Origin of the sequence: Exiguobacterium sp. RIT341, assembly GCF_000632205.1 — a bacterium.
In the GTDB taxonomy this organism is placed as follows: Bacteria; Bacillota; Bacilli; order Exiguobacteriales; family Exiguobacteriaceae; genus Exiguobacterium_A.
The window spans coordinates 39,282-60,561 of the sequence record NZ_JFYW01000008.1 but is presented as its reverse complement, the minus strand read 5'-3'; the positions used below and the strand labels follow the sequence as shown (position 1 = coordinate 60,561).

At 49.9% G+C, this 21,280-nt stretch carries 21 protein-coding genes; 14 read left to right on the top strand and 7 right to left on the bottom strand.

Annotation, left to right across the window (positions count from 1 at the left end; all coding sequences use genetic code 11):
* Positions 1 to 36 precede the first annotated feature (36 nt).
* The 7 genes from BW42_RS09315 to BW42_RS09285 form a co-directional block, all read right to left on the bottom strand.
* Positions 37 to 699: a DUF2225 domain-containing protein gene (locus BW42_RS09315; protein ID WP_035410051.1), complete on the bottom strand. Its 663-nt coding sequence runs from the start codon at positions 697 to 699 to the stop codon at positions 37 to 39.
* A 25-nt stretch (positions 700 to 724) separates the two neighbouring features.
* Positions 725 to 1,165 carry a YaaR family protein gene (locus BW42_RS09310; protein ID WP_035410049.1) on the bottom strand — a complete coding sequence of 147 codons (441 nt, stop codon included), beginning with the start codon at positions 1,163 to 1,165 and terminating at the stop codon, positions 725 to 727.
* 13 nt (positions 1,166 to 1,178) lie between these two features.
* Positions 1,179 to 2,069, bottom strand: coding sequence for a flagellin (locus BW42_RS09305; RefSeq protein WP_035410047.1), 891 nt, complete (start codon positions 2,067 to 2,069; stop codon positions 1,179 to 1,181).
* Positions 2,066 to 2,458 carry a flagellar export chaperone FliS gene (fliS, locus tag BW42_RS09300; protein WP_035410044.1) on the bottom strand — a complete coding sequence of 131 codons (393 nt, stop codon included), beginning with the start codon at positions 2,456 to 2,458 and terminating at the stop codon, positions 2,066 to 2,068. The genes BW42_RS09305 and fliS overlap by 4 nt, the downstream gene beginning before the upstream one ends.
* The gene (locus BW42_RS09295) at positions 2,455 to 2,745 is read right to left on the bottom strand and encodes an EscU/YscU/HrcU family type III secretion system export apparatus switch protein (RefSeq protein WP_029342503.1); all 291 of its coding nucleotides are present in this window, start codon (positions 2,743 to 2,745) and stop codon (positions 2,455 to 2,457) included. Before BW42_RS09295 ends, fliS begins: the two co-directional genes overlap by 4 nt.
* Before the next feature lie 14 nt (positions 2,746 to 2,759).
* On the bottom strand, positions 2,760 to 4,613 hold the full coding sequence (locus BW42_RS09290; RefSeq protein ID WP_035410041.1) for a hypothetical protein: 1,854 nt from the start codon (positions 4,611 to 4,613) through the stop codon (positions 2,760 to 2,762).
* A gap of 108 nt (positions 4,614 to 4,721) precedes the next feature.
* Positions 4,722 to 5,228: a competence protein ComK gene (locus BW42_RS09285; protein WP_029342501.1), complete on the bottom strand. Its 507-nt coding sequence runs from the start codon at positions 5,226 to 5,228 to the stop codon at positions 4,722 to 4,724.
* A gap of 251 nt (positions 5,229 to 5,479) precedes the next feature.
* Between BW42_RS09285 and BW42_RS09280 the strand changes: the two genes are divergently transcribed.
* The 14 genes from BW42_RS09280 to uvrB all read left to right on the top strand — a co-directional run bounded on the left by BW42_RS09280 (position 5,480) and on the right by uvrB (position 21,280).
* Positions 5,480 to 5,680 (top strand): cold shock domain-containing protein, encoded by a 201-nt coding sequence (locus BW42_RS09280; protein ID WP_035410038.1) that lies wholly within the window; start codon positions 5,480 to 5,482, stop codon positions 5,678 to 5,680.
* Positions 5,681 to 5,959: 279 nt separating this feature from the next.
* On the top strand, positions 5,960 to 6,523 hold the full coding sequence (hpf, locus tag BW42_RS09275; protein ID WP_035410035.1) for a ribosome hibernation-promoting factor, HPF/YfiA family: 564 nt from the start codon (positions 5,960 to 5,962) through the stop codon (positions 6,521 to 6,523).
* A 216-nt stretch (positions 6,524 to 6,739) separates the two neighbouring features.
* Positions 6,740 to 9,259 carry a preprotein translocase subunit SecA gene (gene secA, locus BW42_RS09270; RefSeq protein ID WP_035410032.1) on the top strand — a complete coding sequence of 840 codons (2,520 nt, stop codon included), beginning with the start codon at positions 6,740 to 6,742 and terminating at the stop codon, positions 9,257 to 9,259.
* A gap of 68 nt (positions 9,260 to 9,327) precedes the next feature.
* Positions 9,328 to 10,428 carry a peptide chain release factor 2 gene (gene prfB / locus BW42_RS09265; protein WP_035410029.1) on the top strand — a complete coding sequence of 367 codons (1,101 nt, stop codon included), beginning with the start codon at positions 9,328 to 9,330 and terminating at the stop codon, positions 10,426 to 10,428.
* A 60-nt stretch (positions 10,429 to 10,488) separates the two neighbouring features.
* The gene (locus BW42_RS09260; RefSeq protein WP_035410027.1) at positions 10,489 to 11,256 is read left to right on the top strand and encodes a bifunctional 2-polyprenyl-6-hydroxyphenol methylase/3-demethylubiquinol 3-O-methyltransferase UbiG; all 768 of its coding nucleotides are present in this window, start codon (positions 10,489 to 10,491) and stop codon (positions 11,254 to 11,256) included.
* On the top strand, positions 11,256 to 11,759 hold the full coding sequence (locus BW42_RS09255) for a GNAT family N-acetyltransferase (protein ID WP_035410024.1): 504 nt from the start codon (positions 11,256 to 11,258) through the stop codon (positions 11,757 to 11,759). The genes BW42_RS09260 and BW42_RS09255 overlap by 1 nt, the downstream gene beginning before the upstream one ends.
* Positions 11,760 to 11,856: 97 nt before the next feature.
* Entirely contained in the window at positions 11,857 to 12,726 is an 870-nt protein-coding gene (locus BW42_RS09250) for a YitT family protein (RefSeq protein ID WP_035410021.1), read from the top strand.
* A 115-nt stretch (positions 12,727 to 12,841) separates the two neighbouring features.
* Positions 12,842 to 13,216, top strand: coding sequence for a cytochrome c551 (gene cccB / locus BW42_RS09245; protein WP_052019104.1), 375 nt, complete (start codon positions 12,842 to 12,844; stop codon positions 13,214 to 13,216).
* A 194-nt stretch (positions 13,217 to 13,410) separates the two neighbouring features.
* Positions 13,411 to 14,097 carry a cell division ATP-binding protein FtsE gene (gene ftsE, locus BW42_RS09240; RefSeq protein WP_035410018.1) on the top strand — a complete coding sequence of 229 codons (687 nt, stop codon included), beginning with the start codon at positions 13,411 to 13,413 and terminating at the stop codon, positions 14,095 to 14,097.
* Complete coding sequence (gene ftsX / locus BW42_RS09235) at positions 14,087 to 14,986, top strand: permease-like cell division protein FtsX (RefSeq protein ID WP_035410014.1); 900 nt, start codon at positions 14,087 to 14,089, stop codon at positions 14,984 to 14,986. The genes ftsE and ftsX overlap by 11 nt, the downstream gene beginning before the upstream one ends.
* Positions 14,987 to 15,026: 40 nt before the next feature.
* Entirely contained in the window at positions 15,027 to 16,403 is a 1,377-nt protein-coding gene (locus BW42_RS09230; protein ID WP_035410011.1) for a murein hydrolase activator EnvC, read from the top strand.
* Between the two features lie 93 nt (positions 16,404 to 16,496).
* On the top strand, positions 16,497 to 17,921 hold the full coding sequence (locus tag BW42_RS09225; RefSeq protein WP_035410009.1) for a S41 family peptidase: 1,425 nt from the start codon (positions 16,497 to 16,499) through the stop codon (positions 17,919 to 17,921).
* A gap of 22 nt (positions 17,922 to 17,943) precedes the next feature.
* Positions 17,944 to 19,107, top strand: coding sequence for a PDZ domain-containing protein (locus BW42_RS09220; RefSeq protein WP_035410006.1), 1,164 nt, complete (start codon positions 17,944 to 17,946; stop codon positions 19,105 to 19,107).
* Between the two features lie 205 nt (positions 19,108 to 19,312).
* A complete protein-coding gene (uvrB, locus tag BW42_RS09215) occupies positions 19,313 to 21,280 on the top strand; it encodes an excinuclease ABC subunit UvrB (RefSeq protein ID WP_035410004.1) in 1,968 nt (655 codons plus the stop codon).

Below are 21,280 nucleotides of genomic sequence, written 5' to 3'. Positions count from 1 at the left end.
GTCTGACCGGTATTTGTGTTGTTTTTATAAAAAACGTCATTCTTGTTCCTGGACCCATTCCCAGTGGGTCCGTGCTTCTTTTTTGATTTTATCGGTCGCCGTCTTACTTTGGAATAAGCGGCTGTACCATAGGCGAGACTGCTCTTTCTCTTTCATCACAGCATGCAGGTCGGCGATCCTCAATAACAGGACGTCTTCCGGAAGCCCGCTCTCTTTGACGGACGTGTAGTTGTCGTAAAGCGAGACATACTTCTCGATTGCTCGGCTCGCCCAAAGTTGTTCTTCCGCTGATTGACCGGTCAAGCGATGCAACCAGGACAGACGAACACCGAGCATTGCTTGAATCGCTGGTTTTTGCTCCGTCACTTGAGCCGTATAGAGACAGAGTTTATAGAGCTGGATCGCCTGCTCGATTGTCCGCTCCAGGCTAGCGAACGGCAGGACGGGAAGCGTCGACAGGATGTGATCATGTAAGGTCGCTCGAACGTCCGGCGACAACTTTCCGAACGACTCGTGGAAGAAGAACCGACAATGGCTACACTGAACCGGTTCATAGAGATAGACGTTGACGCCTTGATGGCGGATGAAGCCATCAAAGTCGGTCGAGGCGACACGGATATGTCGCGACAGGACACGTTTCGTCTCTGTCGTTTTCAAGCAGTAGGGGCAGGTGCATTTTTTAAGATATAAGTCTGGCATGTAGGGGAACTCCTCTAATTCTAGATTACACGAAGACGTTGACGAGCATTCCTTTGATCTCGCCGACTTGGTCGAGGATATCGAGCCGGCGCGATTCGCCAGAGATGACCGTGTTCGTCAACTGAAGGAGTTTCGCATCGACTTGCTCGACGACTTTATAGATCTTCGTCCGACCACGGCGGTTGAAGCCGCGCTTCTCTTCGAGTTGTTGTGATTGGTCGAGGGCGTCTTTTAAGAAGTCCTTGATCTTTTCTTTGTAGCTTTCGAGGTGCTCAATTGTCTGACTTTCAGCGAGCAGTTGCCCGTGTTCTTCGACGAGCGCGAGCTTTTGTTGCAGGCGCTCATAGCCTTTGTGGTCGCGTTTCTCTTGCATCAAGGCAGAGAAGGTCGTCGACGCCTCGACTTCACGCGGACTGCCCTTTAAGGACTGGAGTCGTTGCGTTTCTTGGATGCGGCGGATATCCATCGGGTCTGCCTCCTTAGTTGAGTAGTTGTAAGACGCCTTGCGGCAAGGCGTTCGCTTGAGCGATCATCGCCATCCCCGATTGGTTGAGGATATTATATTTCGCATATTCCATCATCTCACGTGCCATATCGGTGTCGCGAATCCGTGATTCCGACGCCGTCAAGTTCTCGACGCTGACGCTGAGGACGGATGACGTTGCTTCGAATCGGTTCTGGATCGCTCCGAGTTGTGCCCGTTGCTGGGAGATTGTATCAATTGCTTTCGTATAATGGCTGATCGCATCATTCGCGTCCGTTGCCGTCATGACGCTGAGGGCGTACTCGGGTGCGTCACCGCTCGGGAAATCAAGCGGACGGATTGACGTATTAGCTTGTGTCGTTGAACTGACGCCGATCGCAAGGGCTTGCATGTCGTTAATCGTGATCGAAATCCCTTCGTTTGCCCCAGCATTCGTTTGGATGAACAGCGCACTGTCGGCATCGTTGAACTTACCGCTCAACAACTCTTTGCCATTGAACTGGGTCGTCTTCGCAATCCGTGAGACCTCGTTTGTCAGCTGATTGATTTCTTCCTGGATTGCTGACCGGTCTTCGGTTGCGAGTGTTCCGTTCCCAGCTTGGACGGCGAGTTCACGCATCCGTTGCAAGAGGTTATGTGTCTCACTCAAACCACCTTCAGCCGTTTGAATCATCGAGACTCCGTCAAGAACGTTCTGTTCCGCTTTATCGAGCGCCTTCAAGCGATTGCGCATCTTCTCCGAGATCGCGAGACCAGCTGCATCATCCGCACCCCGGTTGATTTTTTGACCGCTCGATAGTTTATCCATCGTCGTCTTGACGTTCGTCTGGTTGATGCTGAGGTTGCGGTAAGCCTTCAAGGCTTGGACGTTATTCGTGATTCTCATTCGTATTCCATCCCTTCGTATCGTTGATGATGTGCGGCGCGCACGAGTGGTCGATCGACGGTCTGTGCCGCTTGCCAGGTGACGCGTAAGTCTTCTGCCAGTTCGAGTAGCTCGTCGAGAACGGCTGGTGTCATATAGACCTGTAACGTTTGCTCAGCAAGATAGTGGTAGAGCGCGTCCAGTTGTGCCGTGATGATGCCACCGTCGTCGTGTAACCCCGCCTGCAATTTGTCGAGTAACTGATAGGCTTTTTGTAAGCGTTCGTTGACCTCGTCAAAGCGATTCGTATCACGTGCGAGAATGGCGCGATCGTATTGAAGGACGAGTCCCGTCAACATCACTTCCGTCAGCTGTTGCGGGGTCATCGCGTAGAGTTCTTGTTCTGTCATGTCTGCCGTCCTTTCGCGTTGTCGAGTTCTTCGATCAGTAAGAGCAGTTCTGCCATCACGTCATAAAGTTGCGGTGGGATCGCTGTCCCAAGGTCGAGATCAAGCAAGTGACCGAGCAGGGACGTATCGTGTTCGATCGCGACCCCGTTCGCCCGTGCTTCTTGCAGGATTCGATCGGCGGCTTGACCACTAGCTCGAGCGACGACGACCGGTGCTTGACCGGATGCTTCATCGTAGCGGAGGACAGCAGCAGTCTTGCGTCCGGTTAAATCGATTTTCTGATACATATCGGTCTCTCCTTTTAGATACGGTAGTCGTAGCCACTTGGTGTCTCGTCTTGTTTGACGGTTTCTGTGATTTGCTCACGCGTGAATGGACGGAACTGGATTCGGACGTCTTGGTAACCGGTTGCTTGCAAGGCATCCGTCGTCCGATCGAGGAACGGTGTTGCCAGTTGCTCAAGGACCGGATGATCGTTTTCGATTGTGATCTGCATCTTGCGATTGACGGTCTCGACCCGGACACCAATCTCCCCGAGGCGTGGCGTATTGAGCTGGACGTACAACGTGTTGTTTTCCCAGTCGATCACTTCGTCCGGCCGTTTGTTTTGCAAATGGACGTGGAGTCCTGCCGTCGCTTCAATAAGTTGGACCGGTAAGGCGAGTAAAATCTGGTTCAACTGTTGCTGACTGTCCGGTTTATTGACTTGCTGTTGTGCTGCAAGGAATGTTTGCAATTTGGCAGCTTCCGGATTTGCTGCCGGCGTACTCAGTTTCAGTTCCGCCGTCTGGAGCTGAAGCGTCTTTTGGACGGTCTCCTGCAAAAGACGTGGACTGTTCTGTTGCGGCTCATATGGAACGGTTTTTGTTGCGGGCTGCGCTTGTAAAGACGGTGCTTGTGGCAGTAGTCCCTGCATCTCCGGTAAGTAAGTCGGACGGACATTTGCTGGCGCATAGCGGAAGGCTTCAAACGCAACCCGGACTTCTTGTAAGACGGCTTTTGCCTCTGTTCCACGCCCGAGTAACGCCAGTTCCGCACCCCGTTCGAGTTTCGATAAAAAGTGGACTAGCTGTTTTTCATCCTTCATCGAGGTATGTAACAAAGCATCCGTTTGCTGGAAGACTTGTTTTAAGCGTTGCGCCGTACTCTCGATGACAGCGACCATCTGGACCGGACGTGTCTCGACGAGCGGTTCGATCTGGCGAAGTTGGGAGACGATCGTTCGCTGTTGGCTCTTGAAATCATTCGTAATCTCAGCGAGGCGTGGCGTCACTTCACGAACAAGCGTCAAGGCAGAGCGGACCGGTGCCGTTTGCCCCGTTGTTGGTTCCGATTGACTTGCCCGTGCCGTTAGACCAATCAGTTGCTCGCGGACGCTCGTCTTCAGCTCAAGAGGCGCTTGCGGGAAATAGGGCGCCAGTTGTTTGCGGACCGTCTCAATCTCGCCTTGTTCGAGCGTTGCGACGAGTGCCGGGCGTTTCTCTGCTGGTACGTGTTCAATGTATTGTCGGATATGCAGAGATGACGCTGTCTCGATATCGCGTTGCGTCGGTAGCGTCACACGAGCGACGTCAAGGGCGACGGCTTTTTCAAACGTCGGTTGCTCCGTTAAGGCGTCGTGCTCCGGAAGGACGTCTCGATAGTCTTCCGTTGTCGCAAGGAGACTTGCGATCAAGACGTCGGCGTCAACTGGCAGTGCAGTATCCGGTCGCGACACGAGTTCGAGTGCTAAGTCCTTGTACGTTCCTTGCAGTGCCGTCACAAGCTGGGCGACGATTTCCGGTGTCTGCGGCAATTGACCGCTTGCGAGTAACTTCGCGACGGCTTGCTTTAGTTCTGCAGGTACACCTTCAAGCAAAGCGGGATCGACATTTGACGGAACAGACAGGACAGGTGGCGTTTCCGCATCTGGTGTCGCTGGTGTTAGTTGTTCAATCAGGTAACCTTCTGCTGTCTGTCCTTTGACCTTGAACTGGAAATCACCTGTCGGAACGTCGCCCGTGAAGGTCATCTCGATCTTATCCCGACCGACCTGGACGAGAGCCGTATGCGGACCAGTCTGCTCAAGGACCGTTCCTTTATAGGTCTTTGTGTCCAAAAGCGGCGTCTGACCAGGGGATTTCGCCGGACGTGCCGGATTCAATTGGATGTTCATCGAGAAGCCTCCTTGTTTTTTAAAACTGTCATCTCATTATATATCGGCAGAAACCAAAAAGGATTGAGCGAATTCATCGCCCAACCCTGATTTTTTTACGGTTACTCGTTAAGATTTGATTGCATTAAAGCGTTCCTCTAATGTCATCGCGTTCAATTGTTGATAACGAGCCATCAGCTCGCCAGTTGCTTTCATTTGGTTGCGGACGATGTAAGGAGAGGCGTTTACGGGAAGGATCATGCCATTACGAGTCTTGAGCTTCGTCTGTCCGTCTTCCTCGATGACTTCAGACATGTGGCTCCAAGCATACCACTCGCAATCATCACGTTTCGGTGATTTCGTTGGGAAAAACACGAGGCCAAGTGTCGGTTCAATGACGACTGGGACTTTTCCTTTTACAGATGCGACACGTTTTGCTGTCACGATGCGTTCCTCAATGGAACTGTTGTATTGCCTGCAGGAAAGCTGCAGAAGTTGATACGGTCGAAGCGGGGTCATGATGGTCGAGCCATCCTCGAGTACGATGATGGATTGCTTCATCATGTCGTAGCACGGGAGAATCGCCACCGTCCGTTTCGTGATTCGATACTTTTCGTCATTATGGAATGGTCGCATTCGACTACATCCTCCTTAGGATAGGACAATGGATAAAATAGGTAATTACTAACGATATAATACAATAGTACAACTGTAATGACAATGTAATTTTTTAAAATATAAAGCAATAAGTAGGGAATATTATTCATTTTTCGGATTGAATTCAAATTAATCAGAATTTTTAATTGTCAATAATTCCTTCTTTTGATAGACTAAGCCGTAGAGAGCTTGCTCTCGAACTCTGGTTTGCGAAGGGAACGTGAATTCGAATGGAACAAGGTAAAGTAAAATGGTTTAACGCTGAAAAGGGTTATGGTTTCATTGAAACGTCTGATGCTAAAGACGTATTCGTACACTTCTCAGCGATTCAAGCTGATGGTTACAAATCACTTGAAGAAGGCGAAGAAGTGGAATTTGAAATCGTTGAAGGCGATCGTGGTCCACAAGCTGCGAACGTTTCAAAGATCTAATCCAATAGCAGCCGCCACCGTTTTTAGGCTAGTCGCCTAAAAGCGGTTTTTGTTTTGAGTTCGGATAGAACGGGTATATACGTTAACATCAACATGCTTCAATATTATCGTACGCTAAGAACAGTAGTGAACGTTCATGAGAATGTCATTGTTCTCATGGTCTTCCTTCACTTATCGTGCTATAATAAAAACGAACCAAAGAATTTCGAATATTCAGAAGGAAACGACTGGAGCATCTCGAATTCATAGGTTCAACCGGTTACTTAAGGAGGAGTTTACATGATCTACAACATTCGCGGTGAAAACTTGGACGTCACAGATGCTCTCAAGGATTACGTCGAGAAAAAGCTTGAAAAGTTAACTCGTTATTTTACAACTCCTACGGAAGCGCAAACGGCTTATGTCAATCTCAAAGTCAACAATGAGAAGCAAAAAGTCGAAGTGACGATTCCAATGCCAAACCTCTTGCTCCGTGCTGAGGATGTCAATGGCGATATGTATGCAGCAATCGACCTCGTCGTCGATAAGCTCGAACGCCAGATCCGGAAACACAAAACGAAATTGAACCGGAGAGGGCGCGCTAAAGAAGGCGGCATCGGAGAGTACTTCAAAACGCTCGAAGGACCGGAAGCGGAAGCGCCAGTCTATGAAGAGGACGAGGCAGAACTCGAACTCGTTCGGACGAAGCGTTTCACACTCAAACCAATGGATACGGAAGAAGCAATTCTTCAGATGGACATGCTCGGACACGCATTCTTCGTCTTCTCAGACGCAGAAACGGGCAACACGAACGTCGTCTACCGTCGTAAGGATGGTCGTTACGGTTTGATTGAACCAGAATAATGAATGCAACAGGGACTCGCTCTTACGGGCGAGTCCCTTTTTGATATGATGGAAAACTATTTCTAAACAAGGTACGTTTGCTCTACGACAAAAGACCGAGACCGCTACTTGGTCCGCTTGTTGAAATTTGACGTCGTATTCGGTACACTGAATAAAGGAAAAATCTCGGAATTCTGTTCGTTCAAAGAATCGTTCGAAGTAAGGGGACTGTAAGGCATGGCTAATTTTCTAAAAGAATTATTTGCACCAACAAAACGTGTCCTGAAGAAAGCCGAAAAAGCAGCAGACGCTGTGGAAGCGCTCGAGACACAAATCGGTGCGTTATCGGATCAAGAACTGGAAGGGAAAGTCGTTGAATTCCGTGAGCGTCTCGCTAACGGAGAAGACTTAGATGATATTTTACCAGAAGCCTTCGCGGTCTGTCGCGAAGTGTCAACACGCGTTCTCGGCATGCGCCACTACCGCGTTCAGTTGATTGGTGGATATGTCCTGCACAATGGGGATATCGCCGAAATGAAGACCGGGGAAGGTAAGACGCTCGTCGCAACACTCCCTGTCTATTTGAATGCTCTCGCAGGCAACGGCGTACACGTCGTTACCGTCAACGAATATCTCGCAAAACGTGACCGTGACATCATGGAGCCGCTTTATGCAGCACTTGGTCTCTCGGTCGGCTTGAATCTCTCAAGCATGTCGCGTCAAGAAAAACAAGCGGCATACAGCTGTGACATCACGTACGGAACGAACAACGAGTTCGGTTTCGATTACTTGCGTGACAACATGGTCCTCTATAAAGAAGACCGCGTTCAACGTCCACTCAGTTATGCCGTCGTCGATGAAGTCGACTCGATTCTCGTCGATGAAGCGCGGACTCCGCTCATCATCTCAGGATCGGCCGAAAAATCGACAGCGCTCTATTCGCAAGCCGATGCGTTCGCGAAAATTATGAAGGCAGATGAAGATTATACGGTCGACATCAAGACGAAGAGTGTCCTGTTGACGGAGCAAGGAATCGACCGGGCTGAAAAATACTTCGGCATTGATAACTTGTTTGGTCTCGAACACGTCGCGCTCAACCATCACTTAAGCCTCGCACTGCGGGCAAACGCCGTCATGCATCGCGACGTCGACTATATGGTTCGCGAAGACGAAGTCATGATCATCGACCAATTCACGGGTCGTGTCATGGAAGGTCGTCGTTATTCGGAAGGTCTGCACCAAGCGATCGAAGCGAAGGAAGGCGTCGAGATTCAACGCGAATCCATGACCCTTGCGACGATCACGTACCAAAACTTTTTCCGGATGTATACGAAGCTTGCCGGAATGACCGGTACAGCGAAGACGGAGGAAGAAGAGTTCCGTAACATCTACAACATGCACGTCGTACCGGTTCCGACGAACAAACCGGTCGTCCGAAACGATATGCCGGACTTGATCTTCAAAACGATGAACGGGAAGTTCGCTGCTGTCGCAGACGAAATCGAACGTGCCCACCGTGAAGGACAACCAGTCCTCGTCGGTACGGTTGCTGTCGAGACGTCGGAGTTGCTCAGTAACATCCTCAAAAAACGTGGCATCCGTCACGAAGTCTTGAACGCGAAGAACCATGCACGTGAAGCGGAGATCATCGAGAACGCGGGTCAAGCGAACTCGGTCACGATCGCAACGAACATGGCCGGTCGTGGTACCGACATTAAGCTCGGTCAAGGTGTCTTAGAAAAAGGTGGTCTCTACATCCTTGGGACAGAACGTCACGAATCACGCCGTATCGATAACCAGCTCCGTGGTCGTGCTGGTCGTCAAGGGGATCCGGGGGCATCACAATTTTATCTGTCACTTGAAGATGAATTGATGCGTCGCTTTGGTTCCGATTCGTTGCAGTCGATGATGGATCGTCTCGGAATGGATGATTCGCAACCGATCGAGAGCCGGATGGTGTCTCGTGCCGTTGAATCGGCTCAAAAACGCGTCGAAGGAAATAACTTTGATGCGCGGAAACAAGTCCTCGGCTACGATAACGTCATGGCAGACCAACGGAAAGTCATGTACGCGGATCGGGCAGCAATTCTCGATGCCGGTTCCGTGTCAGATATCGTCCGTCCGATGATCGAGCAAACGATCGAAGCAGGCGTCCATCAGTACACGCCGGTCGAGTTCGTACCGGAAGAATGGAGCATTGGTGCGCTTGCGGAGTGGGCGAACCAGACGCTTGCAATCGAAGAGAAAGTCACGGAAAGCGACCTCTTCGGAAAAGAACGCGAAGAAATCATCGAGTTGCTCAAAGAGCGCACGTTCGCGCACTACGAGCACAAACGGTCAGAAGTCCCAGCAGAAGCATTCGATGAGTTCGAAAAAGTCATCGTCCTACGTGCCGTCGACCAACACTGGATGAACCACATCGATCAGATGGATCAACTCCGTGAAGGGATTCACCTCCGGGCATACGGTCAAAACGACCCGCTCCGTGAATACCAATCGGAAGGTTCAATGATGTTTGATGCGATGAACGCTGCGATCGCAGAAGAAGTGACACAATTCGTCCTTCGTGCGGATCTCGACCCGAACCTCAAACGCGAAAAAGTCGTCCAAGACGAAGTCGCGGTTTCTGGTAAGGAAGACAAAGCGGTCAAGAAAAAACCGGTCCGGAAAAATCCAAACGACCAAATCGGACGCAACGATCCGTGCTGGTGTGGATCCGGTAAGAAATATAAGAACTGTCACGGCCGTCAGGCATAAGTGATGAATCGACTGAAAGAGAGGCAGGAGATTCCTGCCTCTTTTCACGGAAAGAGAAGGTGGATTACATGGAATTAGCAGAAATTCGCAACACCGCCGAGTGGATGGAAAAGAAACTCGACGAATATAAGGCATCACTCGACCTTGAGTCGAAGATTGCTCGGATTGAAGAACTCGAAAACGAGATGACGTACCCGGACTTCTGGAACAACCAGGAATCGGCACAAAAAGTCATCGATGAGTCGAACGGCTTAAAAGCGATGGTCGACAAGTATAAAGAACTCGAAGCAGGTCACGAGAACGTCGCCTTGACGTATGAATTGATCAAGGAAGAGCCGGATGTGGATCTTCAAGAAGAGCTCGAGTCAGAACTCGGCGATCTCAAGAAGAAGTTCGAAGACTTCGAATTACAAATCCTCTTGAACGGGGAATATGACGCAAACAACGCGATTCTTGAGTTACACCCAGGTGCGGGTGGTACTGAGTCACAAGACTGGGCATCGATGCTTCTCCGGATGTACCAACGTTTCTGCGATAAGCAGGGCTGGAAAGTCGAAACGATGGACTACCAACCCGGTGATGAAGCCGGTGTCAAATCGGTCACGCTCCGTATTCAAGGGCACAATGCCTATGGGTACTTGAAAGCCGAAAAAGGGATCCATCGTCTTGTCCGGATCTCACCGTTTGACTCGTCAGGCCGTCGTCATACATCATTCGTCTCGTGTGACGTCATGCCAGAATTCAACGATGACATCGACATCGAAGTCCGCACGGAAGACTTGCGGATCGATACGTACCGTGCTTCTGGTGCCGGTGGTCAGCACATCAATACGACGGACTCAGCTGTCCGGATCACCCACGTTCCGACAGGCGTCGTCGTCTCTTGTCAACAAGAACGGTCGCAGATCAAAAACCGTGAAGCGGCGATGAAGATGTTGAAAGCGAAACTTTACCAACGCGAAATCGAAGAGCAACAAAAGAAACTCGACGAAATCCGTGGTGAAAAATCGGATATCGCATGGGGTAGTCAAATCCGTTCGTACGTCTTCCACCCATACAGCATGGTCAAGGATCACCGGACGAACTATGAAGTCGGGAACACGCAAGGGGCAATGGATGGTGACATCATGGGCTTCATCGATGCGTACCTCCGTCTCATGAATATGTAAGACAACCAACCAGTCGGACGATGTTCGACTGGTTTTTTGACCGTCAAAGGGGGAAGCGTGATGAAGAAGCAAAGTCGGGTCAACAAACAGGCGTGGGAATACCGAGCATATGAATTTTGGGAGAAACGCGATGGGACACCAGCCAAATATGCTGCACGTATTAAACAAGATCCAGCCGCATGCCTGAAGAAGCATCGACATGATCTCGAAGACGTCGCGGGGAAGGCGATTGCGAATATTTGTGGTTCAAACGGACGCAAGGCGGTTCCGTTAGCGTTACTCGGGGCAGACGTCACTGTGTTCGATATCTCAGAGGAGAATGCCAAGTATGCGCTTGAACTGGCGCACCATGCTGAGACAAGAATCACGTATGTCGTCGGTGATCTCTATGCGATCGATCTTGAACGATATCGCGATATCTTTGATATCCTTTACTTAGAAGGCGGGATTTTGCATTATTTTGCTGATCTCAAGCGTTTTTTACAGATTCTCTTTGCAATCTTGCAACCTGGTGGACAGCTGATCCTTAGCGATTTTCATCCGGTCGGACGCTGGATCGATGCTGATTTGACGTATACACCACGCTACTTCGATCAAGCCTTGCAAGCGGGTGACTTGGCGTATAAGACGCACTTTACGAATGAGGAGCAAGTCGATTTTCCAGACGTTTCTGTCCGCTATTTTACATTGAGTGAGATCTTAAACGGGATTCTTCAAACACGTTTCATATTAGACCGATTCGACGAGCATCGTGGCTGGAATGGTGAGAACATCCCGTCCGAGTTCACGCTCCTCGCAACTAAACCACTTGAAGGGAGCAATAACTAATGATCATCCGTAAAGAAGGCTTCAAGGACGCAACGGGAATCCGGCTCGTCCATGAAGCGGCATTCGAACAACCAAACGAAGCGAATCTCATTGATGCGTTACGCGAGGAGGAAGCCGCGCAACCGGTCTTCGGTCGCATCGCCGTGACTGATAAAGGAGAAATCGTTGGTCATGTCCTCTTGAGCCGGATCCATATCGATGACATCCCGTCGCTTGCCTTAGCGCCGGTCGGTGTCCTGCCCGCTTGGCAACGAAAGGGTATCGGCTCTGAATTGATCCGTCAAGTGATTGAGGATGCGCGGGACGCCGGGGAATCACACATCGTCGTCCTCGGTCACGACAGCTATTATCCACAGTTCGGCTTTGAACGGGCGATTGACTACGGTATCAAGCCGCCGTTCCTTGTTCCGCCGGAGGTCTTTCTCGTTCTTGCACTCGAGCGGAATGGATTACGTGGCGTTAGCGGCATCGTCCGTTACAGTCCACCCTTTAGTGCGGTATAAAGGGAACACTGTGAGTTGTTCCGCCTGTCTAGTCGTTGTCTGACTTTTCCGCTAAAATGAAACACGAGAATCAATTGATAAGGGGAAATGGAATGTCATGACATCGACACGTCAGGAAGTCGTGCGCGATTATGCGTATTTGTTAATCGGGTCCTTGTTCGTCGCAAGTGCCTTTAGTTTATTTTTAGCACCGAACCAACTCGCCTCGGGAGGGGTCAGTGGCTTATCGATCGTCTTGAACGATTTGTTCGGAATTTCGCCAGGATTGTTCCAACTCGTCGCGAACGTCGTCTTGCTTGCGATCGGTTGGATGATCCTCGGGATGGGCTTTGGGGTCAAATCACTCGTCGGGTCGATCTTCTTACCGGTCGTCATCCTCGTATATGAGCGGTTCGATGTTCCGGCTGCGACAATGAATCCGATGCTTGCTGCAATCTTCGGTGGTGCCGGGGTCGGGATTGGACTCGGTCTGATCTTCCGGGGGCGAGCGTCGACCGGAGGAATGGATTTGATTGCGCAAATCCTGCATCGTTTCACGAAATTGCCACTTCATCTGTGTATCGCCTTGCTTGACGGCACGATCGTCATCAGTGCGGCGACGATCTTCTCGCTGGAGATTGGGCTGTATGCACTCGTCGCTTTGTTCATCACGATCAAGATGATCGACGTCGTCCAGCTCGGAATCACGAACGACAAACTTGCCTACATCATCTCCGATCAACGGGAAGCGTTAGTGAAGGAAATCTTCGAGACGCTCGATCGCGGGGCGACGGAGATCGAGGCAGCGGGAGCGTTCACGCGGACACGCAAACCAATACTAATGGTCGTCGTTCGTCAAGGAGAAATCACGACGCTCAAAGAAATCGTCAAACACATCGATCCATCGGCATTCCTCGTCGTCAGTGAAGCCCATGAGGTGCTCGGACTCGGGTTTACAGACGATAAACGCTACCGTAATGTGCCGTAATCGTTCTTAAAACGTGAAGTTTTTGTGAAATCACGCTTAACTCATCCGGATAACGGTTATACTCTAACTAGGTCAGTAGCGTTTATGTAGATACTTACAAGAGGGGGATATCCGGATGAAGCTGAAAAACTTGTTACTCGCGTTAGGCTTAGGAACGACACTTGCGCTCGCGGCATGTGGTGGTAGTGACGATTCGAGTTCTGATGATTCATCGTCAAACACGAAGGATGAGTCAACGATGAACGATGATTCGTCGAAGACACAATCCGGTGTAGATGCTGAGAAAATCTTCGCCAACAACTGTGCAACGTGTCATGGTAAAAACCTTGAAGGAAACGTCGGACCGAACTTGACGAAGGTTGGCTCGAAATATTCTTCAGAAGAGATTCAAAAAATCATCAAGAACGGGAAAGGGCAAATGCCTGCTGGTATCCTGAAAGATGATAAAGAAATCATGGCTGTTGCCGACTGGCTCGCTGCTAAAAAATGATTATGGGATATGATGGGGTACGAGATGACACACACGACATGTGTTCGTCATTCGTGCCTCTTTTTTATGGTATAATCGCCTGAAATGACATTTGATTGTAATGTGCGTTCAATTTTGTCCCTGTTATAATGGTGGTCGGTAGGTTTTTGGACCTATTCATTCAGCATCAGTAAATAAGTAAGGATGTGAAGTACGTGATCAAGATGCAACGAATCAGTAAGATTTATCCGAACGGCGTCACGGCACTCCGTGAGGTCGATTTGACGATCAATCAAGGCGAATTCGTCTATATCGTCGGTCCGTCGGGTGCGGGTAAATCAACATTCATGAAAATGATGTACCGCGAAGAGAAACCAACGAGCGGTTCATTTTTGTTTAAAGGAATCGAAGTCGGTAAGTTGAAGAACCGTCAAATCCCCGAACTTCGTCGCCAAATCGGCGTCATCTTCCAAGATTTTAAATTACTCCCGTCACTGACGGTTTATGAAAATGTCGCCTTTGCGCTAGAAGTCGTAGGGGAAGACAAAGCACAAATCCGGAAGAAAGTACTCGAAGTACTCGATCTCGTTAAGCTCAAGCATAAAGAGCGCAACTATCCGGACGAATTATCTGGGGGCGAACAACAACGGATCTCGATCGCGAGAGCCATCGTCAACCGTCCGTCACTCGTCATCGCCGATGAGCCGACTGGAAACCTGGACCCGGATACAGCCTGGGAGATCATGGAAGTATTCGAAGAGATTTATCGCCGTGGGACAACGGTCGTAATGGCGACACACAACCGGGACATCGTGAACAAGATGCGTCATCGTGTCTTAGCGATCGATGGAGGAAAAATCGTCCGAGACGAAGAGAAAGGAATGTACGGCTATGAAGTTTAATGGATTCCGTCATTTACGGGAAGGGGCAAAAGGTCTCGTCCGGAACGGCTGGATGACATTCGCTTCTGTCAGTGCCGTTACCGTCACGTTACTTCTCGTAGGAATATTCGCGATGCTCATGTTCAACGTCAACAAGATTTCCGATAACGTCGAAAAAGACGTCGAAATCCAAGTGTTCGTCGAACGAGAAGCTGACCAGTCGAAGATCGATGCAGTCGGTGAAGCACTCAAGCAGATGCCGGGTGTCGACTCCGTTCGTTACAGTTCGAAAGAAGAAGAACTGGACCGCTTCAAGGAGCAACTTGGCGAAGGTTCCCAAGCCTACCAGTCGGTTGAAAAGGACAATCCGCTTCACGACCGATATATCGTCAAAGCTACCTCACCAAAAGAGACAGAAACACTTGCAAATTCCGTCAAAAAAATGGAAAATGTAGATAGTGTCGAATACGGTAAGGACTATGTTAAAAAGATGTTTAGCTTCCTTGAAGGAGTTCGGATCGGTGGAATCATCCTGATCGTCGGATTGACGTTCATGGCGATGTTCCTCATTTCGAACACGATTAAAGTCACGATCTTCTCCCGTCGCCGGGAAATCGAGATCATGCGCCTCGTCGGAGCGAAAAACGGATTCATCCGTGCACCGTTCTTCGTCGAAGGATTATTGATGGGCATATTAGGTGCCATCATCCCGATCGTCGTCGTCTACTTCGGTTACGAAGTCTCCTACAATGCGATCCAACCCCAACTTTCTACCGTGAATGCGGGAATATTCTCGTTGATTCCACCAGGTGAATTGTCGGCACAAGTCGTCTTAATCCTGCTCGGACTCGGTGCATTCATCGGTGTATGGGGATCAACGACATCACTCGGTCGTTTCTTGAAGATTTAAATCAGTTACCCAAAAATAAAATAGAGGAGAGATGCTTCTCATGAAAGTCCGATTCTATTCTGCCGTCCTGAGCTTAGCTTTGATTGGAACTAGTGTGTCCGTTGATGCCACGTCGAAAGAAGATTTGCTGAAGGAACAACAGGAGGTCGAAAGCCGTCTGAAAGAGACGGAACGATTACAGAATCAGACATCAGAGAAGTTGATCTTGACGAAACAGGAGCGTAAGGAAGCCCGTGCGCAACTGAATGAAGTCAACAGCCGTTTGGATGATTTAGCGCTTAAGATAGCCGATCAACAAGCGGCTGTTGCTGCATCTAAAGAACAATTGCGTCTGACGGAAGCAGCGATTTCCGAGACGCTCAAGGAACTGCACCAGCAAGAAGAGTTGCTTGGAAGCCGATTGCGTGCCGTCCAACAAAAAGGAGACGTCAAATACATCGAGGTCTTGCTCGACGCAAAAGACTTTGGTGATTTGATTTCGCGCTTCAGTACGGTCAGTGAGATCATCAAACAAGATGATCATGTCTTACAAGCTTACAAGGGGAACGTCAAACAACTGAGCGAACAACGGTCGGAACAAGCACTATTGCTTGAAAGCATGAAACGGGAACAACGGAAGTTGCTCGTGCTCCAGACACGAATCATTGCGGAATCTGAGCTCAAGCGAAAGCTTGTCGTCCAGTTGAACACGAAGGTCAAGGAACTGCAACAAGAGCAGTTCTCTAAAGCCGAGGAAGCAGAAATTCTCGCGGATCAGCGCCGTCTGATTCAAAACGAATTGATCGCCCTGCAAGAAGCCGAACGGAAAGCAAAAGAAGAAGCGAAACGGAAAGCGGAAGAAGCGGCGCGGGCAGCAGAAGCAAAACGTCAAGCGGAAGCGGCAGAAGCGGCACGTGCAGCAGAGGCAAAAAAGAAAAAATCCGATGCTCCAAGTGCGGAACCGACCATTCCTGAAGTCGAGTCACCGACTGCAACGCCGGAGCAACCGGCAGATGCCGTGACGAGTCGTCCGTTCCATTTACCGGTTCAAGGATATGTCTCGTCGCCGTTCGGTCCCCGAAACAATCCGTTGACAGGGAAGCCGGAGATTCATAAAGGCATTGATCTCGTAAATGCAAAAGGAACACCGATTCATGCAGCGGCAGGTGGTATCGTTCTACGTGCCGGTAGTGCAACAGGTTACGGGAACGTCGTCATGGTGACGCATTTGATTGATGGACAGGTCTACACGACCGTCTATGCACATCTCGATTCGATCAGCGTCTCCGCCGGTCAAACAGTCATGCCGGGTAAGACGGTCGGCACATTAGGTACAACGGGCTGGTCGACAGGTCCGCATTTGCATTTCGAATTGCATAAGGGAGAGTGGGCAGTCGGACAACCGAATGCAGTTGACCCAGCACCGTACATCTTTTGACATCCCACAGAATACTGAAAAGATAGGGTAACCTATCTTTTTTTGCTATACTGAAAAAAATAATGCGTTTTTAATGGAAGTGGGGAATCAAGCGTGAAAAAATCTACAACAGCAGTGATTGCGGTCAGTACCTTCGGGCTTGGTTTAGGGGCAGGTGCCGTCGGTATGTTAGCGGCTGGCGGAACAGATTCCGTTGCAACGCAGTCATCATCTTCGAATGCGACAGGTGATTGGAAAAAAATCGACCAGGTCCGGCAGATGATCGAACAAAATTATCTAAAAGACGTGACAGATAAAGAGTTACTCGATGGTGCGTTATCTGGCATGACAGAAGTGCTTAACGATCCATATTCCGTTTATATGGATGAGTCGGAAACGACCTCATTCAACACGAATCTGTCGTCTTCGTTTGAAGGGATCGGTGCGACGCTTGAACAAAAAGGTGAGTCGATCGTCATCGTCTCGCCGATCAAAGGATCACCTGCTGAAAAAGCTGGTATCAAACCAGGCGACGTCATCCTAGAAATCGATGGTAAGTCGACAAAAGGTCAAAAGACGGATCAAGCCGTTAAAAAAATTCGTGGTGAAAAAGGAACGAATGTCGTCCTGACGATTCAGCGTAGCGGACAAGACGCGATGGAGATCACGATTAAACGCGATACGATTCCAATCGAGACGGTCTATACGTCAACGGAGAATGTCAACGGCAAGAAGATCGGTGTCTTACAAGTAACACAGTTCTCGGAACCGACAGCAGAAGAGTTCGAGAAGGGGTTGACGAAACTCGAGAGTCAGAACATTGATGGACTCGTCATCGATGTACGCGGAAATCCGGGTGGTCTTTTGACGGCTGTCTCGAAAATGATTGCTCCGTTCATTCCGAAAGACGTGCCGATTTATCAAGTCGAGAACAATAAAGGCGAGCGCCAGCAGGAATTCGGGAAGGCAGACGAGAAGAAACCATATAACATCGTCGTCTTAGAAGACGGCGGATCGGCCTCAGCGTCCGAGATCCTTGCAGCCGGTCTAAAGGAAGGAGCTGGCGCCGAAGTCGTCGGTACGAAGTCGTTCGGGAAAGGGATCGTCCAAAGTGCGTATGATTTGAAGGACGGGAGCGACCTGAAGTTAACGACGAACAAATGGCTGACACCAGACGGGAACTGGATCCACAAAAAAGGGGTCAAGCCGACGGTCGAAGTCAAACAACCGGCGTACTTCAACGTCACGAAAATTTTGACTGATCAAAAGTCACTCGCTGTCGGCGATTACGGAAAATCAGTCGAGAATGCCCACCTCGTCCTCGAAGCGATCGGTTATGAGCCAAAAGGACAGGACGGCTATTTCGGTGACACGATGAAACAAGCCGTCGAGGCTTTGCAAAAGGATGCGAAACTTGACGTCACTGGAAAAATCGATCAGCAGACAGCGGGTGAGATGGAGACGCGTCTCCTGAAGAAACTCGAGGACGATAAGAATGACGTCCAGCGGAAAAAAGCACTCGAGGTCGCTGCTCAATAATAAGGAATGGAAAGAGGTCTGAATGCGCGTGGAATTACTCGATGAAATTGGTTGGACCGCGATTAGTCTCATCGCCAGTCCGACCTTATGGTTAGCACTCCTTGTCAGTTGGGTCATCGGCATCCGGCGTGTCAAACGGGAACGCGGGCTGTTTCGCTCCCGAACACACGGCAAACGAAGCGATGTCCTCGAAACACTTTTACCAGGTCTACTCGTCGGTCTCGTCTTGTCCGTCGTCAGCGGATGGTTCGGATTGACAGTGACACCGCAGTACGCTCTACTGTTACTTGGACTTTCGAGCGTCCTGCTGTTGATTGGTGTCGTTCGTTTGAACCTGCCACTCTGGCCGATTGTCTTGCTTGGACTGACCGGCTGGTTCGTGATGGATTCACGTCTTGACTCGATCCGAGCGGTCGAGCCAAAGATGATTTTATTACTTGCAACGTTGACGCTCGTCGCGGAATGTCTCCTCGTCTGGTGGCGTGGGCAGCGGCGTCTGTCACCGTCACTCGTTGTCTCGAAGCGTGGTCGCTTCATCGGTGGGCTATCGGCGAATAAGCTTTGGCTGTTACCTCTACTTGTTTTCGTTCCGGGCGACGTGCTCGAGACGTGGTGGCCACGCTACAGCTTCCCGGAACTCGTTCCGGTCGTCCTCTGGTTACCGATCGGCTTCAGTTTCCTCTTTACAGGTAAGCTACCGAAAGAATTGATGCGTCCGCTCGTTCAAGGACGTTTGATCACGAGTCTTGTTGCAGTTTTATTGACGGTTCTTACGTACGTGACCGGTCAAGCTGAATGGCTCTACGGAATCGTCTTGTTGCTCGTCCTGCACATTTTGTTGCATCAGCGGGTCAAACGCTTGAACCGGGCGCAAACGCCGTTGTTCCTCAATGGAACGCGTGGTGCCGTCATCCTCGGGACACTTCCCGATAAACCGGCTGCTGAGATGGGCTTGATTCCAGGTGAAGCGATCTATAAGGTCAACGGTGAAAAGGTCGATTCGGAAGCATCGTTCTATGAAGCCATCCAAAAACACAAACCGTATCTGCGTCTTGAAGTCATGAACCATAACGGAGACATCCGTTTTGCGCAACGTGCCTTTTATGAACAAGATCATCATGAGCTCGGTATCCTTTTCGTTAACGAACCGGTCCATGGTCGGACGAAGGTGCGATCCCTCCATTAAGAAGCTACTCCCTGTCACGCAACATTCGTGATGGGGATTTTTTTGTGCGCAAAAAAATGATGCCCAAGACTCGAAGCAAAAAGAAACTTTTGCATTTTCGAAAAAAAGGGTAACTTCCTAAAAGGAGCACTTCATAATCGAATGTTTGTTCGTAAAGTGGTACAATAGAAATAGATTTTTTAACGTGATGAGGGGGAAGCAAACGATGGATTTTGAACTCGTTTCACCATTTGAACCAGGCGGTGATCAGCCAACGGCAATCGAAAAATTGGTGACTGGGCTAAAACAAGGCGAACGACATCAGACGTTGCTTGGGGCGACCGGTACCGGGAAGACGTTCACGGTCTCGAACGTCATCAAGGAAATCAAGAAACCGACACTCGTCCTTGCCCATAACAAAACACTAGCGGGACAACTCTACTCGGAGTTCAAGGAATTCTTCCCAAACAACGCGGTCGAATACTTCGTTAGTTTTTATGATTATTACCAACCGGAAGCATACGTTCCGTCGACGGATACGTTCATTGAGAAGGACTCTTCGATCAACGATGAGATCGATAAGTTGCGTCACTCGGCAACGTCCGCCCTGTTTGAACGGGAAGACGTCTTGATCGTCGCGTCCGTTTCGTGTATCTATGGTCTCGGTAACCCGGAAGAGTACAACAACCACGTCTTATCCCTGCGTGTCGGCAATGAGATGGGTCGGAACGAGATGCTTCGTCGTCTGATCGACATCCAGTATGAGCGAAACGACATTGACTTCCAGCGCGGACGGTTCCGCGTCCGAGGAGACGTTGTTGAAATTTTCCCAGCGTCACGCGACGAACAGTGTGTCCGGATCGAGTTCTTCGGTGACGAGATTGAACGAATCCGTGATATGGATCCGCTGACAGGTGAGATCGTCGCGGACCGTGAACATATCTCGATCTTCCCGGCGTCCCACTTCGTGACGGGGGATACCCGTCTTCAGAAAGCGATCGCGAACATCGAGAAGGAACTGGAAGTCCAACTTGCGAAATTACGCGAAGACAATCAATTGCTCGAAGCGCAACGGCTTGAGCAACGGACGAACTACGATCTCGAGATGATGCGTGAGATGGGTTATTGTTCCGGAATCGAGAACTACTCGCGTCACTTGAACTTGATGCCGGAAGGAGCAACACCGTATACGTTGATCGATTACTTCCCGAAAGACTTCTTACTCGTTGCCGATGAGTCGCACGTCACACTGCCGCAAATTCGCGGGATGTACAACGGGGACCAAGCACGAAAACAAGTTCTCGTCGATCACGGTTTCCGTTTACCATCAGCAAAAGACAACCGTCCGTTACGGTTCGAAGAGTTCGAAGAAAAGGTCAGTCAGGCAATTTATATCTCGGCGACACCAGGACCATATGAACTTGAACATTCAAAAGAGATGGTCGAGCAAATCATTCGTCCGACCGGTCTCGTCGATCCGACGATCGAGATTCATCCGATCACGGGACAAATCGATTACTTGATGGATAATATCCGTGACCGGGTGGCAAAGAATGAACGCGTTCTCGTCACGACACTGACGAAGAAGATGGCGGAAGACTTGACTGATTACTTGAAAGAGAATGGCGTCAAGGTCAACTACATGCACTCAGAGATCAAGACACTTGAACGGATTGAAATCATCCGTGACTTGCGGCTTGGGAAATACGATGTCCTCGTCGGGATCAACTTGTTACGAGAAGGACTTGATATTCCAGAGGTTTCACTCGTGACGATTCTTGATGCCGATAAGGAAGGGTTCCTCCGGTCGGACCGTTCGCTGATTCAAACGATTGGTCGGGCGGCTCGGAACTCGGAAGGACACGTCATCTTGTTTGCTGATAAAGTCACCGATTCGATGCAACGCGCAATCGATGAGACGGAACGCCGTCGCGCAATCCAGATGGCGTTCAACGAAGAACATGGCATCACGCCGCAGACGATCAAAAAGGATGTCCGTGGTGTCATCAGTACGACAATCGAGAGCGACGACACTGTCGAAAAACTCGAGAAGTTCAACAAACTCAAAAAACCGGAGCGTGAAACGTTGCTTGAGCAGCTCGACCAAGAGATGCGTCAAGCGGCGAAAGACATGCAGTTCGAACGAGCTGCTGAGCTCCGCGACCTCATATTAGAATTGAAAGCAGGTGCCTAA